This is a genomic window from Spirochaetota bacterium (assembly GCA_035477215.1).
GTDB lineage: Bacteria > Spirochaetota > UBA4802 > UBA4802 > UBA5368 > MVZN01.
Window position 1 is genome coordinate 1 of record DATIKU010000035.1, and the last position, 17,519, is coordinate 17,519.

The 17,519-nt window shown below is 59.0% G+C and carries 15 protein-coding genes; 10 read left to right on the forward strand and 5 right to left on the reverse strand.

The window, feature by feature from the left end; genetic code table 11:
• Window positions 1-32: 32 nt before the first annotated feature.
• Entirely contained in the window at window positions 33-1,145 is a 1,113-nt protein-coding gene (locus VLM75_08195; GenBank protein ID HSV96898.1) for a hypothetical protein, read from the reverse strand.
• A 5-nt stretch (window positions 1,146-1,150) separates the two neighbouring features.
• On the reverse strand, window positions 1,151-2,446 hold the full coding sequence (locus tag VLM75_08200) for an MFS transporter (GenBank protein HSV96899.1): 1,296 nt from the start codon (window positions 2,444-2,446) through the stop codon (window positions 1,151-1,153).
• 333 nt (window positions 2,447-2,779) lie between these two features.
• Here VLM75_08200 and VLM75_08205 point away from each other — a divergent pair, with 333 nt between their 5' ends.
• From VLM75_08205 to VLM75_08240, 8 genes are all read left to right on the forward strand, one after another.
• Window positions 2,780-3,616, forward strand: a complete 837-nt coding sequence (locus tag VLM75_08205; GenBank protein HSV96900.1) for an SDR family NAD(P)-dependent oxidoreductase — start codon at window positions 2,780-2,782, stop codon at window positions 3,614-3,616.
• Between the two features lie 57 nt (window positions 3,617-3,673).
• Window positions 3,674-5,371, forward strand: coding sequence for a thiamine pyrophosphate-binding protein (locus VLM75_08210; protein HSV96901.1), 1,698 nt, complete (start codon window positions 3,674-3,676; stop codon window positions 5,369-5,371).
• A gap of 232 nt (window positions 5,372-5,603) precedes the next feature.
• Window positions 5,604-6,536, forward strand: coding sequence for a bile acid:sodium symporter family protein (locus VLM75_08215; protein ID HSV96902.1), 933 nt, complete (start codon window positions 5,604-5,606; stop codon window positions 6,534-6,536).
• Between the two features lie 107 nt (window positions 6,537-6,643).
• Window positions 6,644-7,459 (forward strand): SDR family oxidoreductase, encoded by an 816-nt coding sequence (locus VLM75_08220; GenBank protein HSV96903.1) that lies wholly within the window; start codon window positions 6,644-6,646, stop codon window positions 7,457-7,459.
• A gap of 209 nt (window positions 7,460-7,668) precedes the next feature.
• Window positions 7,669-9,225, forward strand: coding sequence for a methyl-accepting chemotaxis protein (locus tag VLM75_08225; GenBank protein ID HSV96904.1), 1,557 nt, complete (start codon window positions 7,669-7,671; stop codon window positions 9,223-9,225).
• A gap of 107 nt (window positions 9,226-9,332) precedes the next feature.
• Window positions 9,333-9,989 carry a TetR/AcrR family transcriptional regulator gene (locus VLM75_08230; protein ID HSV96905.1) on the forward strand — a complete coding sequence of 219 codons (657 nt, stop codon included), beginning with the start codon at window positions 9,333-9,335 and terminating at the stop codon, window positions 9,987-9,989.
• Window positions 9,990-10,024: 35 nt separating this feature from the next.
• Complete coding sequence (locus tag VLM75_08235; GenBank protein HSV96906.1) at window positions 10,025-11,419, forward strand: TldD/PmbA family protein; 1,395 nt, start codon at window positions 10,025-10,027, stop codon at window positions 11,417-11,419.
• Window positions 11,416-12,711, forward strand: a complete 1,296-nt coding sequence (locus tag VLM75_08240; GenBank protein ID HSV96907.1) for a TldD/PmbA family protein — start codon at window positions 11,416-11,418, stop codon at window positions 12,709-12,711. The genes VLM75_08235 and VLM75_08240 overlap by 4 nt, the downstream gene beginning before the upstream one ends.
• Here VLM75_08240 and VLM75_08245 read toward each other — a convergent pair.
• Together VLM75_08245 and VLM75_08250 are read right to left on the reverse strand one after the other, a co-directional pair.
• On the reverse strand, window positions 12,701-13,084 hold the full coding sequence (locus VLM75_08245; protein ID HSV96908.1) for an L-2-amino-thiazoline-4-carboxylic acid hydrolase: 384 nt from the start codon (window positions 13,082-13,084) through the stop codon (window positions 12,701-12,703). The two genes, VLM75_08240 and VLM75_08245, sit on opposite strands and share 11 nt — an antisense overlap.
• Window positions 13,085-13,088: 4 nt before the next feature.
• Window positions 13,089-13,289: a hypothetical protein gene (locus tag VLM75_08250; GenBank protein HSV96909.1), complete on the reverse strand. Its 201-nt coding sequence runs from the start codon at window positions 13,287-13,289 to the stop codon at window positions 13,089-13,091.
• 212 nt (window positions 13,290-13,501) lie between these two features.
• Between VLM75_08250 and VLM75_08255 the strand changes: the two genes are divergently transcribed.
• Together VLM75_08255 and VLM75_08260 are read left to right on the forward strand one after the other, a co-directional pair.
• On the forward strand, window positions 13,502-14,539 hold the full coding sequence (locus VLM75_08255; protein ID HSV96910.1) for a nitronate monooxygenase: 1,038 nt from the start codon (window positions 13,502-13,504) through the stop codon (window positions 14,537-14,539).
• Between the two features lie 356 nt (window positions 14,540-14,895).
• On the forward strand, window positions 14,896-16,917 hold the full coding sequence (locus VLM75_08260) for an FAD-dependent oxidoreductase (GenBank protein HSV96911.1): 2,022 nt from the start codon (window positions 14,896-14,898) through the stop codon (window positions 16,915-16,917).
• A 4-nt stretch (window positions 16,918-16,921) separates the two neighbouring features.
• Here the strand turns inward: VLM75_08260 and VLM75_08265 are convergent, their stop codons facing one another.
• Window positions 16,922-17,401: a methylglyoxal synthase gene (locus VLM75_08265; GenBank protein ID HSV96912.1), complete on the reverse strand. Its 480-nt coding sequence runs from the start codon at window positions 17,399-17,401 to the stop codon at window positions 16,922-16,924.
• Window positions 17,402-17,519 lie beyond the last annotated feature (118 nt).

Genomic DNA, 17,519 nt, shown 5'->3' on the forward strand with positions numbered 1-17,519 from the left:
TGACTCGAGGGCGTGGTGCCCGCGATCGTTTGTTACAGCAATTCGCGAACGTACTTTATCGAGTCCGCGATGACCGATGAGCGTTCGTCGCCACCGCGTGTTTCCAGCCGGCCGATATCACAAGCAAAACCAGTCGCATCCACGCATAACGCCGGCTGGATAAGCCACTTTCCAGCCGGATTACCCTCCGCCATCGCGGCCATCTCTTGCTGGTAGACCGGCTTTTCGAGCCGCGCGACCCACAGGCGGTTTTCCGCATATTCCAGCATGGGGAGGTCGCCCGGGCTGTCCCCGGCGGCGAGAAAGGGCCGCCTGCCGATGAGGTCGAGCACGCAGGCCACCTTGCCGGAGTAGGTCGGCGCCGGGTAGACGGTGCGCGCGGTGAGGCGAAGCCCGTCGAGGTATTCCCGGTCCATGTCCGCGTAGCGCCGTTCCGCGCGCACCAGGAGATGATCTTTATGCAGACGCTCCTCTCGATCGGAAAGAAGCGTCGAGACGCCGATCACGCGCTCCGGCGCGATGCCCTCATCGCAGCCGAGCGCGGCGAGCATGGGGTTCAGCGCGCGAAGCGCCATCCAGCGGATGGTCCAGGCGTTGCTCGCCGAGACGATCCACACCTCGTAGCGGTTGGTGATGAGCGCGGCGATGAGCTCGATCATCTCCGGGTAGAAGAAGGGGACGGGATAGGAGCTCACCCCCGGCGTGACCTCAATGCGTCTGGCGACAAAGGGCTCGCTCTGCGCGTACACCAGCTCCGTGGCGCCGGTCACCTCTGCGACCGAGAGGCCCCGCATCGCCTCCACGGCCCACACGTAGCCGTTCGAGAGCGGCGCGAAGTCGCCGGCCTGATGGGTCGTCGCGCCGAGGAGCTCCTCGTAATAGACGGTGAGGTCCGGGCAGGCGGAGAGGCTGACCGTTTCGCCCGCCGGGGAACGAAACGGCGGCGCAAGCTCGGCGGGGATATCATCCTTCTTTATATACTTCTCCTTCGCGAGAAGCGCGAGCGTGGCCTCGCCGATATCGCCGCAGACGATAGTGTTGTCGAAATCGAATACCACCGGCAGGTTCTTTCCGGCTCCGGCGGCGATTAATGTTTCCAGTCCGGATCGTGTCCGCTCCGACCAGCCCTTTCCCGAAAGCATCATTCTATTTAGCTTCCCTTCGGCCGCGCGTTCCAGATGGAAACCATAAGGAGGGCCGACACCACCGAGAGACCCGCAAGCACCCAGAACACGAGCGACCAGTCGCCCTTCGCGAGGTCTTTAAGCAGTCCGATTCCGGCTCCGGAAAAAATCGCGCCGGTCGCCCCGAGGCTCATGGTGAGGCCCGTGGCGATCGAGGCGGCGCGCGGATGGCTGAGGTCGATCGTGGCCGCGCCGCTCATAAGCATATCGGGCCCGTAAATAAGAAAGCCGGCGAGGCCGAGCATGGCGGTGGCAAGGACCCAGGAACCGGCCGGTATCGCGACGAAGATTGCGCAGACCCCGGCAAGGCCGAAGAGCATGATGGCACAGACCGGAGCCCGCCGCCGGCCGAACACGTGGTCCGAGGCCCAGCCCGCCGCGACGGCGCCGAGCGAGCCGATCAGCGGTATGGCGATCGCGGTGAATGCGCTTCCTTTAATGCTCTGACCCTGAAAGTCGGCCATGTACTGCACGGTCCAGTTCATGAAGGTGTAGCGCACCGAGTTCATGCAGAAGAAGCCGAGCCCGAGGATCCAGATCAACCTGTTCTGGAGGGTCATGACAAGAATGTCTCGGGTGGACAAAACCCCGCCCGGCGCAGGTTCGCCCGGTCCGGAATGATGTCCGGTGTCGTCCCTGACGGGTGGAAAGCCCGCGTCCTCGGGCCTGTTGCGCAGGCCGATGGCGAAGACGAGGGCCATGGGGATAAGGATGAGTCCCGGCACCATGAAGGCGGCGCGCCAGCCGAGAGAATCGCACAGAAAACCCGCCAGAAGCCACGAGACGACGTTACCGACCTGGTAACAGGTCGATATGAGCCCGACGAGCATGCCACGGCGTTCGGAGGTATTCCAGTTGGAGAGAGTCTGGATGAGAAGGGACCATCCCGCCGACTGGGCGTAGCCGTTGACGGCCCAGAGGGCCAGCATCATTCCGAACGAGGAGCTGACCGAGAACAGCAGGTTGGTCGCCGCGGCCCCGACGAGGGCAATGGTCATGAGGCGCCTGGCCCCGAAGCGCTCGCCAAGGGTACCGTTTACAACCTGGCCTACGGCATAACACATGGCATAAATGGAAGGTATAAGCCCTATCTGTGCGGCGGTCCAGGATGGGAATTCGCGCAGGATCAGGGGCTGTGCGACCGCAAAATTGACCCTGCACAGATAATATGATGCGTACCCGGCCCACAGCAACCAGAAGATTCTGAGCTGCCACGCTCGCAGTGAAGCGGCGTTTGGGACGTGTGGTGTGACGGTATCCATGGGTCCACCCCTGTCAATATAAAAGGATGCGACACGGATTATCCCGGATAAAACGTAGCGCGTCAAGAGAATCAATACGCGACGATATGAAAATGTTATGAATAATCCGGTGATAGTGGACAGTTTTCCCCCGGAGATGGCCGAAGGTGGTACCCGGCAAAGCAGTATATAAATTTAAATTAATAGTAAAAAAATATTGACGCCCGGGACGCAGGGTGAATATTATTCATATTATGAGCGTCATTCATTTTATTAATGGAGCCGGGATGTGTCATGCGGCTTTTTCGGAATGCCGGCATGGTCTTTATTATAGCCCTGTTTTGGAGGTTCGTTATGTATGAAGATTTATCGGGCAAGACGGCGCTGATTACCGGTTCGGGTAAAAAGACCGGCATGGGGTACGGCATAGCCGAAAAGCTCGCCGCGCACGGGACCAACGTCATTATTTCCGACCTGGGTAAAAAGACTGGAAAGGATGACCCCGTAAAGATTGGCTCCATCGACGAGATGGAGACGATCGCCGGTGAGCTTGGAAAAAAGTACGGTGTCAAGGTGATTGCGGTACCCATGGACGTTGTCGATAACGCCTCCATCAACGCCGCGGTCGAGACGATCAAGAAGAGCTTCGACCACGTAGACATCCTCTGTAACAACGCCGGCGCGTCCTTCGGCGTGCCGAACACCGTCATGAATTACGACGAGGCGGCCTGGATCAGGACCATCGATGTCAACCTGTTCAGCGTGTTCCGCGTTTCCAGGGCGCTTTTTCCGCTCATGTTCGGAAAGCCCGCGTCGATCATCAACACCTCTTCCAGGGCCGGGAAGGTGCCTCCGATTTTCAACAGCGCGTACGCCGTGGCCAAGGCCGGCGTCATCATGCTCACCAAGACAATGGCGAAGGAGTTGGGGGCGGCCAATATCCGAGTCAACGCCATATGCCCCGGTCAGATCATGACCGATCTCGAGAGGTGGCGCTTCGGCCTCGAGGCGCAGTTCTTCAACTCGACGATCGAGGAGCGGGAGAAGGAAATGTGTAAAACCATTCCCCTGGGATATATAGGTGAAATACAAGATGCGGGGAGCCTCGCGGCGTTTCTCGCGTCGGAGGAATCGCGCTATATCACCGGCCAGGCGCTCAACCTGGACGGCGGGCAGTGCATGGAGCTGTAGGAATATTCGAGGCGGGCGTTAGTCCCGCCGTATAACCAAATCAAGGGAGAAAGCATAATGGAAAAGGTAATCGGAGGACAGCTCGCGGCGGAGGCGCTCATCGACAAGGGGGTGGAGTACATCTTTACACTCAGCGGTGGTCATATCACGCCCATCTATCAGTTCCTCGAGAAGACCAAGGTGAAGCTCTTAGCCACACGGCACGAGCAGGCGGCGGTGTTTATGGCCGAGGCCTGGGCGCGCATGACGCGCAAGCCCGCAGTGGCGATGGTGACGGCGGGTCCCGGATTTACGAACGCGCTCACGGGCATAGCCAGCGCGCGCCTCGCTAACGCGCCGGTCATTCTGATCTCCGGATGCGTGGGGCTCGAGAGCGCGGAAAAACTCGATCTACAGGATATGACCCAGCTTCCGGTGATCGCGCCCATGGTGAAGAAAGCGCTGGTGTGTCACAACGTGGAGCGAATCCCGGAATTCATCGACATGGCGTTCAGGTACGCCGAAAACGGCAGGCCAGGCCCGATATACCTTGAACTTCCCTGCGACGTTCTCAACGCCGCCGCGGATATGACCAAGGTCAAGAAGTATTCCAGTGTCGTCAAGAAGCGCATAGTCGATCTCGAAAGTGCGGAAAAAATAGTGGACATGCTCAAAGAAGCGAAGAACCCGCTGGTGATAGCGGGAAGCGGAGCGTATTATTCCGATGCGGGCGCCGAGATAACCGAGCTTATCGAGAAGGCGGGCATGCCGGTCTTTACGATGGCCGGTTCGCGCGGCCTCGTCCCTGACACGCATCAACAGTGCTTCGCGTCTTCACTCGCCATCAGGCCGGGAGCGTCATTTATGGCCAACATCAGCACCGACCTGGTGCTTTTCCTGGGGGGGCGTCTCAGCCTCTTCTATATCTTCGGCGACATCTTTCCCTCAACGGCGAAGTTCATCCAGGTGGATATCGAGTCCGAAGAGATCGGCAGAAACCGCTCCATTGACCTGGGGGTGGTGAGCGACATCAAGGCGCTCGTGAAAGAGCTCAATAAAATCATCGACGCGAGGAAGCTTGGAGGTGAGCTTAAGAAGCAGTTCGCCCCCTGGATGGAATTTCTCAGGAAGGCGGACGCCGACGGCAAGGAGCAGGCGAAGCCGATGTGGGAGAGCAAGGAGGTTCCGATACATCCGCTCAGGCTCGCGTGCGAGATCAACGACTTCATGGACCGCGAGGACGACATCGTGGTGGCGGACGGAGGGGATACCGCCACGTGGATGGGCATGACCCGCACGGTGCGTCGCGCGGGCCATTACCTCGACTACGGTCTCTATGGATGCCTGGCCATGGGCCTTCCTTACGCCAACGCGGCGAAACTCAAGAACCCGGATAAGCGCGTACTCCTCGTCATCGGCGACGGTTCGGTCGGATTCAACTTTATGGAGTTCCAGACCGCGATCAAGAACAATCTTCCCATCGTGGTTGTCGTGGCCAATGACACCCTGTGGGGCATGATCGCCCACAGCCAGACGCTGCGGCTGGGCCACGCGATAAAGGACGGGACTGACATCGGCATGGTCCATTACGAGAAGCTGGTCGAGGCGCTCGGCGGTTTCGGCGCCTTCGTGGAGAAGCCGGAAGACATACGGCCCGCGATCGAGGCGGCGTTCAAGTCCGGCAAGACCGCCTGCGTCAACGTGATGGTGGACCCGTCCACGATCAGCCCGGGAAGCGTCGCCCTCGCCAATCTCGGCGGCTACAAGGTGGGGTGATATGGCGGACATAGGGAGCGTACCGAGAGCCATGAGTATGTAGTGCGCAAAAAGGCCTTCCCGCCGGAGATCGCGGGAAGGCCTTTCGTTATACCGGTTTTCAAAGGTCATTCCGCTCAGTGTTTCTGCAAAGAGTTCACTGTCGTTGCGACTGTGAGGCTCGCGCGGTGACGACCGGAGGGGTTATAAGAGGTGCCCGTCCGCCTTAACCACAACCGAACGGAGGTTTTTCATGGATGCAGCCGCAATCGATCAGATTCATCTGAATTTTAATGCACAGGGCCTTTTTATCATCAACGCGGCGATCGGGCTCATGATGCTGGGTGTCGCCCTCGAGATGAAGGTTGGAGACTTCAAGCGAATTCTGGTATCTCCGAAAGCTCCGGCAATCGGACTGATCGCCCAGTTCATTCTGCTGCCGGCGTTTACGTATTTGCTGGTGCTCGTACTCGAGCCGGCGCCTTCGATCGCGCTCGGCATGATGATGGTGGCGGCCTGTCCGGGAGGAAACCTTTCGAACATCATTACCTATATGGCCAGGGGCAATACCGCCCTCTCCGTCTCCATGACGGCAGTGTCGACCGCGGCGGCTATCGTCATGACGCCCTTCAACCTGGCGTTCTGGGGCAGCCTCAACCCCGGTACGGCGGCCATTCTCAGGGAAGTGCGACTGAGCCCTGTCGACGTGTTCATGACGGTCTTCGTTATTCTGGGGATACCGCTCATCATAGGCATGACGATCGGAAACAGATACCCAACCCTGGCCGAAAAGGTGCGCAGGCCCTTTAAGATATTCACGCTGGTGTTTTTTCTGATCATCGTCCTAGGGGCGCTCGCGGCGAACTGGCAGAACTTTCTCAATTATGTGGGCATAGTCGTCTTTGCGGTTTTCCTTCATAACCTGCTCGCGCTAAACCTCGGGTACTGGTCCGCCTGGTCGATTAAACTCCCGGTGCGCGACCGAAGGGCCATCAGCATCGAGGTGGGCATTCAGAACTCGGCGCTGGGACTCGTGCTCATCTTCACATTCTTTGGCGGCCTGGGCGGCATGGCGCTGGTCGCCGCGTGGTGGGGGATCTGGCACATCATCTCGGGGCTTTCGGCGGCCTTTCTGTTTTCCAGAAAAAAGCTGCCGCCGGCTGAACTTGCCGCCGAGGCGGAATGAACACGACGCAGGTTAATATGCGGCTTGTTGCATAACTGAGCGACTCGGGGGGCGCCCCGATAATTCTCGGATTCGCAACAAATCTATTTCTCATTGAGAGCGAAATCATGAAGGACAGGGTTATCGTGGTTACCGGCGGGGCGAGCGGCATCGGCGCGGCGATCTGCGAGAAGTTCGGCCGGGAAGGGTCGAAGGTGGCGATTCTTGACTTCGATCCGAAGGCGCTCGCCCGCGAAGAGGAGCGCCTCCGCGCGCTGGGGGCCGAGGTAGTGGGCGTAAAGTGCGATGTTACCAGCGAAAAACAGTGTGCGGCGGCGGTGAAAAGCGTGCTGAAGCGCTTCGGCGGCATCGACATCCTGGTCAATAACGCCGGGATAACGCAGCGAAGCACGTTCCGTAATACGACCATGGGTGTATACCGCCGTGTAATGGAGGTCAATTTCTTCGGTGCGCTTCATTGTACAAAACCCGCGCTCGAGTCGCTTATCGAGCGCAGGGGAGTCATCATCGTTACGACAAGCCTTGCGGGTTTCGCGCCGCTCTACGGTCGGACCGGGTATTCCGCGAGCAAACACGCGCTGCACGGATTTTTTCATTCGCTGCGTTCGGAGATGGTGCATCTGGGTGTGCACGTAATGATGCTTTGCCCGGGATTTACGGCGACTAATCTGCAAAGCCGCGCGCTTGACGGCAGCGGGAAGATCAACAGGGGGGACCGGTCGACGGTGGGCAAAGAGTCGACTCCGGAGAGCGTCGCCGACGAAGTGTACCGCGGCGTGCTAAAAAGAAGGCGGGAGCTCGTTTTGACGCCGGTGGGTAAACTGATGTACTACTTCGTGTTGCGCTTCATGCCGGCGTGGTACGAGCGTCAGATGACCAAAAAAATTAAGCCGGAGTTCGATCGGAACGAAGACGGTAAATAGCGCGCGGAATAATTGTGTTTTGGAATACCGGGTAGTCGGGTAATAACGGGCCATTGATCCGGCCGCCGGCCGGATCAATGGTTGCAGTCAGTGCCGGGCTCATTGATGCGGTGTGGTGTGGGCGCGACATGGGAATAATTGCCCTCGCCCGAGGTGCCGGCAACGGGCCCGATAAAAAGAAAAACGTTTACGAAACCGGGAGGCATGTCATGAGAAAGGGGCTTACAGGTTATTTTCTACAGCGATACATTGAAACCGGGTCATTTCTTCTTCAGCAGAAAGTAAGGCTTCTCGTTTACTTCAACCTTGTGCTCTTCGGCCTCATGCCGCCGGCCATTGTCGGGCTCAATATGATCCAGGAGCGCGGCATATTGAGCCTTATGAACGCCGTTCTGGTCCTGGTCATACTGGTGACCATTCTCAGCATGGTGCTGATCCGGAAGGGGTTTTATAACTGGGCCGCCAACATCGTCGCCATCTGCACCTCCGCGGGGATCGTGGCGATGGCATTCAATGCTCATGGTTTCAGGAACGCCGACCATATCAGCAATTTCTTTTACATGTCATCCATTATCGTCTTCGCGGCGCTCTTCTGCCGCAAGGCGGTGGTGATCGGCATCAGCGCTTTTTTCCTGGCAAGCGGTGTTTATTCATATATCAGGGTTATGCCCCTGCTCGAAGAGGTGTACCAGAAGGTGGCCCAGGGGATGGTGGGTGATTATATGTTCGCCGCGCTTCTGACCGCGATGCTTTCGTATATTACCGTAATGATCCACGAGACGAGCAATCGCTACGCGCTCGATGAGGCCGAGAAGAACCGCAGGCAGTGCGAGACGACCGATGCGCTCCTGTATTCGGTGCAGGGCATCGCGGCTACGCTCGCCGAATCCTCCGAGAAGATGTCGGCGACCTCTTCCTCATTCTCGGATAACGCACAGTCGCAGGCGGCCTCGGCCGAGGAAATAACCTCGACGATCGAGGAGATCTCGGCCGGTGTCGAGAACGTGGCCGAAAGCGTGGCCCGGCAGTACGCGATGGTCGCGAATCTGCTTACGGGGATACGGGAGCTCTCCGGTATCATTACCGTGATGAGCTCGCGGATAGAGGAATCGGCCGGCCATGCCTCCGAGATATCGGATCAGGGTGAGTCGGGAGAACGCTCGCTGTCGGCCATGAGCGAGGGCATGAAGAACATCATGCAGAGCTCGCGAGACATGAACGGGATCATCGGAATCATCAACGATATCGCCGACCAGATTAATCTGCTGTCGCTGAACGCGGCCATAGAGGCCGCGAGGGCCGGTGACGCGGGAAGGGGTTTCGCCGTTGTGGCCGACGAGATTTCAAAGCTTGCCGACCGGACCGCGTCAAGCATCAAGGATATCTCGACTCTCATCGGCATGAATGAAAAGGAGATCAACCGGGGAATCGCGGACGCATCGAATGTCATGGGCCTGATGAACGGTATAGTAAGTGGGATCGAGGGAATCAGCTCGAGGATGGGCGACATCCTGAATTACCTCAAGCAACAGATTCAGACAAGCGGCCGCGTCGAAAAGGACGCCGAATCGCTTCGGGCCGTTTCGGACGAGATCAAAACCGCCGCGGAGGAACAGAAGGTGGCCGCCTCGGAAATAACAAGGTCCATCTCGATAATTAATGAAATTGCCCAGTCAAACGCTGATGGTGCCGGCCAGATCGCCGAGGGCGCGCGAGAGCTTGCGGGGGTCGCTGAAACGTTGAAAGGGAAGGTGACCTCATTTTAGTGGCGAATCCCCGAAAAATCATTGTACAAATGCCCGTGTTGTTGTAGTTTGAGAGCGTGCGGGGGGAATATCTTCCCGCATCGCGACAATAACCGGCAGGCGGATTAATGGGTCTTCAGGAACGGCGCACAAGGGAGAAGGAACAGCGCAGGCTGCAGATACTCGACGCGGCGAGATCACTGGTATTGAAGTATGGCGTCTTCGCGGTATCGGTTCAACAGATCGCGAAGCTCGCGGAACTGAGCGTCGGTACCATATACCTGTATTTCGAGAGCAAGGAAGAGATATTCGCCTCCCTGCAGGAGGAGATCCTCGACCTGATGTACGAGGAGATGGAAGAAGCTATAAATGGGGCTGCGGCGCCGGCCGAAGGGCTGAGAGCGATCGCACGTGTTTACAACAGCTTCAGCGTGAAAAACAAGAAATACTTCGATGTAATTAATTATTTTCTCTCTCCATCCGATGTCATCTTCCCCCCCCACCTCAAGGCCGAGATCGATCGCCACGGTAATCGCATACTTTCCCTGGTTGTGGAGGTCATCGAGCGGGGCGTACGCGAGGGTGTTTTCGAGGCGCCTAATCCCAAGCGCTGTGCGATCGTCATGTGGGCCACCATCCACGGACTCATACAGTTCAGGAAGCTGCGGGACACTATCCTCCGCGGCGAGGATTTTGACGGGCTTTACCATTACAGCGTCGAATGCTTCATCGCGGGCCTTGCCTGCGGAATACAGCCCCTCGATCAGATTCTTCCCCGGAAATAGTCGCGGATTCCAATCCGGATGCATGGACCGATGTAATGACGATCAACGCCACGTCGCGGGAACTCCTCCTCCAACTTCAGTCCGTAATCAGTTCGCTCCCATGCGATTACGCCGAGGCGCGCGTGGCGTTGAATGAATCCACGGGGATTGCTCTTTCGGGGGATGAGGTGGATTCGATTTCGTCCGGGGAATCGCGCGGAGGTTCGATCCGCATGTTCAACAGGGGGGCGTGGAGTTTCGGATCGTTCAACGATCTGTCCGGGATCCCCGCCAGGGCCGGCGCGCTGCTTCGTCGTTCGGTGGCGCTCGCGGGGACCGCGCCGGGAGTTTTCAGCTCGAAGCCGGTGGTCGCGCAGTACGCGACACGGCCGGCCAGGCCCTGCGGGGACGTATCATTCGACGAGAAGTTCGGCCTTATGCGCCGCTATAACGGAATTTTAAAAAAGCCGTCGCTAGTGCAGACGACGCGTTCGATGTACCGCGACTCCCGCTCCATTAGGCTCTACTGCAACACCGAGGGGACGGCCGTGTCGTATGAGCGCTCCTTCTGCGGCGTGTCATTCACCGCGATTGCGAAGGATGGATCGCTCATCCAGCCCTTCTCCGAATCCGCGGCCGGCTATGGCGGCTTCGAGCTCGCCCAGGGGCGCGAGGAGATGGCCGAACGCGCCGCAGGCATGGCGGTCGACCTCCTGCGCGCCGAACCCGTGCCCGGAGGCGTGTACGATGTCGTCATCGATCCGCACCTCGCAGGGGTCTTTATCCACGAGGCCTTCGGCCATCTTTCCGAGGCGGACTTCATCTACGAGAACGACAGAATGAAGGAGTTGATGGCCAAGGGCCGTCGCGTGGGCGGCGAGAGTCTCTGCATTATCGACGACGGATCGATCGAGGGATTGACCGGGTACATTCCGATCGACGACGAGGGCATTGCGCCCGGCCCCGCCTTCCTCGTTAAAAACGGCGTGCTCTGCGGCCATCTCCACTCGCGCGAAACGGCATACCGCATGGATGAGGAACCGACCGGCAACGCGCGCGCGATATCGGCGATGGCCCAGCCGATCGTGAGGATGACCAATACATACATCGAAAATGGACCGAACAACCTCGACGGGATGCTTGACGCGGCGGAGGGCGGACTGTACGTCGCGGACGCGCTGGGAGGACAGACCAACCTGGAGATGTTCACTTTTACCGCCGGATACGGGCGCGCGATTAAAAACGGCAGGCCGGGCAAGCTTTATCGCGACGTGATGCTTTCGGGTAACACCTTCCAGACGCTCGCGGATATCGCGATGATAGGGAACGACCGGGCCATGTTCGGCGGCCTGGGCGGATGCGGCAAAAAGGGACAGTCTCCGCTTCCGGTTTCGTTCGGGGGGCCGCACATCCTGGTTAAAAACGTGCTGATAGGCGGAAGGGGCCGATGAGGATAGAACCGCCCGCGCACCTGTGCGATAAATGCCGCTGGTATGACGTCATCGGTACCTCGGGGAGGAGCGTTCCCGTTTCGTTCCGCAACAACCGGCTCTATTCCATTGCCGAAAAGGAATCGAGCGGCCTCGGGGTGAGAGTGAACGTCGATGGTAAGGTCGGCTTTTCCTTCACCAGCGAAAACGAAGGCCTCGAGGCGGCGATGCGGCGGGCGATTGAGATCGCGCCTTTCGGCGAACCCGAGGACTATTCCCTTCCTCCCGTGTCTAATCCGCCGGTCGTGGCGCTGGACACCGGAAGGCTGGAAGAGACCGATATCGCGCCGGTGCTGTCGGCGGCGGAAGAGACGATCGCGCGCATTCTCGCCGCCTTCCCCGGGGCGCAGGTGGACATGAACATATCATACGGTTCGGGCGAGCGTCGCATCCTCAACTCGGAGGGGTTCCAGGGCGCCTACCGCCATTCGTCCTTCGGTGCCGGCATAACGGCGACGATCGTGTCCCCGGACGGCGTCCGCCTGAGCGTAAGCGAGGGAGTTTCTTCGACCGGTCCCGTATCGTACGGCGCGGCCGTCGAGCGGCTGTTGTGGAAACTCGAACGGGCGCACGGCCTCCGCCGACTGCCGGGCGGGGTGCTTCCCGTAATCTGCACGCCGAAGGCCTTCGCGTCGCTCCTCGGAATCGTCGCCTCGGGGCTTTCGGCCCGTTCGGTTTTCAAGGGAATCTCGCCGTTCGCCGGGAAACTCGGACAGCGCGTCTTCAGCGAACGCTTTACCCTTTCGGACGATCCGCTCGCAGACGGTTCGGTGTACAGCTATCCCTTCGATGACGAGGGGGTCCCGGCACGGACTAAAAATATTATAGAACGGGGCGAAATTACCGAGTGGATATCCAATCTGAAATATGCAGCGCTCCTCGGCGTGCGGCCCTCAGGGAACGGCTCGCGCGGGCATTCATCGCTTCCGGAGCCTTCGTTCAGCAACGTCGTGGTGGACGGCGGGGAGGATGATTTCGATTCGCTGCGCGCCGCAGTACGTTCCGGCGTTCTCGTCGACCAGTTTATCGGGCTTGGCCAGTCGAACACGCTTACCGGCGAGTTTAAGGCCAGCCTCGATCTCGCCTATGCGATCGAGAACGGCGAGATAACCGGCAGGGTGAAGGACTGCATGCTGAGCGGCAACCTTTTCGAACTATTGGCCGCCGGGACGGTCTTCAGCCGCGAGCGACTGCACTATGGCGCCGCGCTTGTGCCCTTCGCCCTGTTTCCCGCGGTGCACTTCACGAGCTGACCCTCCCCTTGTTCTCCTCTTTCAGGCTATACCGGAAGACGCAGTTGCCGCGCCCCGACCACTGCCGCTGCTCGAGCACAAGCTTCACATCAGGGTTGTAGCCATCGAGTATGGCGTAATCCGCGTATTTACAGTACGGTTTCGCGTATTCGCCGAGCCCCCAGCGTTCGGCGGCGCCGAAGAACGAACAGCGGCCCACCCTTGCCTGGAGGTCACCTTCGGGAAAGGACGGTGATGCCTCGAAATTCTCCGGGGATATGTCGGTATAGATAAGCCGGTTGCGCAGGGAGAGTGGTTTCCTTTTTTTCGAGGCCGTTTCGGCGATGCGCTTTCCCCGTTCGCGGCCGAATTCCTCCACGGCCGCCTTCAGCACTTTTTCACCCCCGCTGGGGACCCATCTCGGCGCTAACATTTTTTGCGATAACGGCGAAGATCTGTCCTGCGAGACCGAAGCCGGGCGTCTGATGGCGCGCGCCGATACCCATTCGCATGAAGAGCGCCTTGATAAGATATGCAAAACTGAACCCCTTCGTTTTTTCTCTTGCCAGTTCGTTCACCGCTTTCCCCCTCTTGTTCATTGGCAATCCGCGCGACTATACTGTCCCGGATGATCGGCGGTGTCCATTGCAATCCATGGGGACGGTGCCCTTGCACCAAGAGCGCGGTCACTTTTGAAAAAACACCGATTAAGCTGAAAAGTGCTGTTCAGAATCGCTATCGGGGAATAAGACGTGCCCGTGGCGGCCTGGACCGGCCGCCGAATTTATAATTCCCCGAAAAAGGAGCAGTCATGAAAACACGCATCACAAAACTCTTTGGCATCAAATATCCGATAATCCTCTCCGGGATGAGCTGGATAAGCGTACCCAAGCTCGTGGCGGCGGTCAGCAACGCCGGGGGGCTGGGTATCCTCGCCACGGGCGTCATGACCGCCGAGGAAACCCGCGAGGCCGTCCGCGAAATAAGGAAGCTCACCAAGAAGCCCTTCGCCGCAAACGTCACCCTCTATTTCCCGGGAGCGGAACGAAACCTGCAGGTCCTTATCGAGGAGAAGGTTCCCGTTATTAACTACGCTCTCGGCAAGGGTGACAAGCTGACAAAGGCCGTGCACGCGTACGGCGGGAAGGTGGTCGCAACGGTGACCACTCACAAGCATTCACTCGCCGCGGAGCGCTCCGGCGCCGATGCGCTCATCGTAACCGGACACGAGGCCGCCGGACACGGAGGGGCGGTGACCTCGCTCGTGCTCATTCCGAGCATCGTCGACGCGGTAAAAATTCCCGTCATCGCCGCCGGCGGGTTCGCCGACGGGCGGGGGCTCGCCGCCGCGCTGGCCCTCGGAGCCGAGGGCATCTCGATGGGCACGCGCCTGATGAACACGAAAGAAAGCCCGGTCCATGAGAGTATGAAAAAACTGAGCATTGAAAAGCAGATATACGACACCATCTATACTCCAAAAGTGGACGGCCTGCCCGCCCGCTTCATGAAATCCGAGATAGCGCTCAAGATGGCGAAACGCCCCCTCAATCTCATCACCGCGGCCTTCAACTCAAGGGAGATCGCGAAGTCGCTGGGCTTTCCCTGGTTTAAACTCGCGTTCGCGATCCTTATTTCGGGTTACGGCAAGGCGCGGCAGATGGCCACCATGGCGAACGGTTTTAAGGCCTTCAAGGCCGGTACTATCGAAGGTGATAACGTCACTGGAGTGCTTCCGCTGGGCCAGGTTACCGGCCTTATCACCGACACCCCGAGCGTCAAACAGGTGGTCGAGAGGGTCGTAGCCGAGGCCAGGGCGGTAAAGAAGAAGGTGGGGCCGATGATTGGCTGATCCCGGCTAAAGTTTAACAGGCTGCGCGCAAATGGCCGGGGAAGCCCCCGGCCATTTGTTGGGTGGCGCTCGGCACTTTGGTCGGCCCCCAGTCTCGTGAACGTAAAGAAGGCGGTTCGGTAAAAAAGTGCTTGCGACATGGATAATCGGTATTTTTATGTAATGGTACAGTCTGGTTGTTGGATGGCTGGCCAACCAAAATCCTTCCACTCCTCAACAGGGAGTGTTGGTTTAGAGGAAGCGCACTGAACGGTTTTCGGACCGGGTCAGTGCCGATTCCCCGGTTTTGAAGTTGGGGGGTGGTCGTCCCGCAGAAACGCCGACTGGCTGAATACGATCGATCGCGAGGTTTCCCAATGTTCCCACACCTTTTCAGTCCCATCACGATAAACAATCTCGAGGTCAAAAACCGTATCGCTTATCCGTCCCTGGGCCTCCTCTACTCCTATGACGGCACGCTCAACGAGCGATATTACGAGTACTTCAGGGAGAAGGCGATAGGCGGCGCGGGTATCGTTACCGTGGGCCCGGTGGGAATCGACAAGGCCGGTTCCGGGGTGATCGTTTTATCACTTGCGAGCGACGAATCCATCGAACCATTTAAAAAGCTTGCTACGATCATAAAGGACGCCGGCGCACGCGCCTGGATACAGCTCTTCCACGCCGGGGCGTACGCGTTTTCAATCATGCTCGACGGCGAAAAACCGGTGGCGCCCTCGGAGGTCTACTCGAGGTACTCAAAGGAAACACCGCGGGCGTTGAGGATCGAAGACATAAAAAATCTGCAGCAGGCCTTCGTTAACGCCGCGCTCCGCGCGAAAGAGGCCGGCTTCGACGGAGTCGAGATCATCGCCTCGGCGGGCTATCTCATCACCCAGTTCCTCTCGCCGCTCAAGAACCTGCGCACCGACGAGTACGGCGGCTCGTTCGAAAACCGGGTGCGCTTCCCGCGCGAGGTGATCGAAAAGATCCGCTCGGCCGCGGGGCCCGACTATCCGCTGGCGGTTAGAATGGCGGGTAACGATTTTGTTCCCGGAAGCAACACCGATCTCGAGACCCCGCAGTTCGCGCGGGTATACGAGAAGGCCGGCATCGACCTGATCAACGTTACCGGCGGCTGGCACGAGGCGCGCGTACCGCAGCTCCCAATGGAGCTTCCGCGCGGAGGGTACTCCTACCTGGCGCTGAATATTAAAAAGGAGGTGTCGGTTCCGGTGATGGCCTCGAACCGTATCGCCCGGCCTGAGCTCGCGGAGCGGATGATACGCGACGGCGCGTGCGACATGGTTAACCTGGGGCGCGTATTGATCGCCGATCCCTACTGGCCCGAAAAGGCCCGTGCAGGGAGGCAGGACGAGATTCGCCCCTGCGTGGCCTGCAACCAGGGCTGTACCGATACCATCTTTAGCGCGAAGCCGGTCTTCTGCATCGTGAATCCGCGCGCCGGATATGAGTCGCAAAGAAATTTGGAAAAAGCCGAAACGCCGCTTCGGGTGATGGTGGTTGGCGCGGGGCCGGGCGGGCTTGAGGCGGCCGTCACCGCCGCGCAGGCCGGCCATGCGGTCGAGCTCTACGAAAAAAGCGACGAGATCGGCGGACAGCTCTGGATCGCCGGTGCGCCGCCGCACAAGGAAGAGCTTTGGGGGATTGTCCATTATTATAAAACGATGCTTGCAAAACAAGCCATCAGGGTGCATCTGAATACCGAGGTCACTATCGAGATTATTAAAAAAATGAAACCCGATCATGTAATCGTGGCCGAAGGTGCCGCGCCGCTGATGCCGCCCATCGAGGGCCTCGATGATACGTGCGTGATATCCTCGTGGAAGGTGCTGCGCGAGAACCCGATGCTTGGCACGCGCATAGCGGTGATCGGCGGCGGGGCGGTGGGCCTGGAGACGGCGCTGTTCCTGGCCGCCAAGGGGACGCTCTCGCCGGAGATGGTGCATTTCCTCATGGCCCACGAGGCCGAGAGTCCCGAGCGCATCCGCGAGCTCATGTTTCACGGATCGAAACAGGTGACGGTCTTCGAGATGCTGCCTAAGATCGGCAAAGACATCGGCAAGTCCACACGGTGGGTCGTGAAGATGGCCCTGCAGCGCCACGGCGTCGAGGTGCTCACCGGCGCGCGCGTCGTTTCCATTAAGGACGGAAGACTGACCTATGAGCGGGAAGGCGGGGAGCACAGGCTCAAGTTCGATACCGTGGTGCTTGCATCGGGATCGCGCCCGGTAAAAAAGCTTTCCGAAGCGCTCGAAAAAGAAGGCGTCGCCTGCACCGCCATCGGGGACTGCGTGCGCCCGGCCAAAATCAACGACGCCATCCACGAGGGCTTCATGGCCGCCCTCGCGATAGGCCGCGTGCCGGTCAAAGCGTAAACGGTCAGCGGATGTCCCTGGACATGTAGATCGAATAGTCCTTTATCCGCGGATGGTAGGACTGCTCCATGAGATGTGAAGATATCATGAAATCGGCCGTCGAGCGGTTGCATGCGGTGGGAATGTTATAGAGCACGGCGATCCTGAGCAGTGCCTTGATGTCGACGTCGTGGGGCTGCTGCGTCATGGGGTCCCAGAAGAATATGAGGATATCGACGTGCCCCTCGGCGATCATGGCGCCAAGTTGCTGGTCGCCCCCGAGAGGGCCCGATTTAAGCTTTGTGATCTTTTGACCGCCGGTGTGGCCGTTGCTCCCGTGCTGTAAAACTTTATCCGCAAGCGTCTCCTGGATGAGTTTCCCCGTGGTGGCCGTGCAGATCAGGTCGTGCCCCAGGAGCAGCTGGTAGTTCCACTCGACCCATTCCACAAGGTCTTTCTTTCTGTTGTCGTGCGCGACGAGCGCGATGTTTTTGATTTTTTCCATGGTTCTCCGCTCTTTATAGTTGGTAAAACAGACGATTCGAGTTTCGATCTCCCGTTGAACCCGGGTAGTCTCCGTGTTGCGGGTTCAGGCGATATTCACCGGACCGCCGCCGGAGCGT

What these genes read in the sequence shown, in the direction of transcription:
- VLM75_08230 (HSV96905.1), top strand. Translation starts at nt 9,333, where the DNA reads ATGGGTCTTCAGGAACGGCGCACAAGGGAGAAGGAACAGCGCAGGCTG.
- VLM75_08205 (HSV96900.1), top strand. Translation starts at nt 2,780, where the DNA reads ATGTATGAAGATTTATCGGGCAAGACGGCGCTGATTACCGGTTCGGGT.
- VLM75_08250 (HSV96909.1), bottom strand. Translation starts at nt 13,289, where the DNA reads ATGAACAAGAGGGGGAAAGCGGTGAACGAACTGGCAAGAGAAAAAACG.
- VLM75_08265 (HSV96912.1), bottom strand. Translation starts at nt 17,401, where the DNA reads ATGGAAAAAATCAAAAACATCGCGCTCGTCGCGCACGACAACAGAAAG.
- VLM75_08255 (HSV96910.1), top strand. Translation starts at nt 13,502, where the DNA reads ATGAAAACACGCATCACAAAACTCTTTGGCATCAAATATCCGATAATC.
- VLM75_08210 (HSV96901.1), top strand. Translation starts at nt 3,674, where the DNA reads ATGGAAAAGGTAATCGGAGGACAGCTCGCGGCGGAGGCGCTCATCGAC.
- VLM75_08195 (HSV96898.1), bottom strand. Translation starts at nt 1,145, where the DNA reads ATGATGCTTTCGGGAAAGGGCTGGTCGGAGCGGACACGATCCGGACTG.
- VLM75_08215 (HSV96902.1), top strand. Translation starts at nt 5,604, where the DNA reads ATGGATGCAGCCGCAATCGATCAGATTCATCTGAATTTTAATGCACAG.
- VLM75_08240 (HSV96907.1), top strand. Translation starts at nt 11,416, where the DNA reads ATGAGGATAGAACCGCCCGCGCACCTGTGCGATAAATGCCGCTGGTAT.
- VLM75_08220 (HSV96903.1), top strand. Translation starts at nt 6,644, where the DNA reads ATGAAGGACAGGGTTATCGTGGTTACCGGCGGGGCGAGCGGCATCGGC.
- VLM75_08200 (HSV96899.1), bottom strand. Translation starts at nt 2,446, where the DNA reads ATGGATACCGTCACACCACACGTCCCAAACGCCGCTTCACTGCGAGCG.
- VLM75_08225 (HSV96904.1), top strand. Translation starts at nt 7,669, where the DNA reads ATGAGAAAGGGGCTTACAGGTTATTTTCTACAGCGATACATTGAAACC.
- VLM75_08260 (HSV96911.1), top strand. Translation starts at nt 14,896, where the DNA reads ATGTTCCCACACCTTTTCAGTCCCATCACGATAAACAATCTCGAGGTC.
- VLM75_08235 (HSV96906.1), top strand. Translation starts at nt 10,025, where the DNA reads ATGACGATCAACGCCACGTCGCGGGAACTCCTCCTCCAACTTCAGTCC.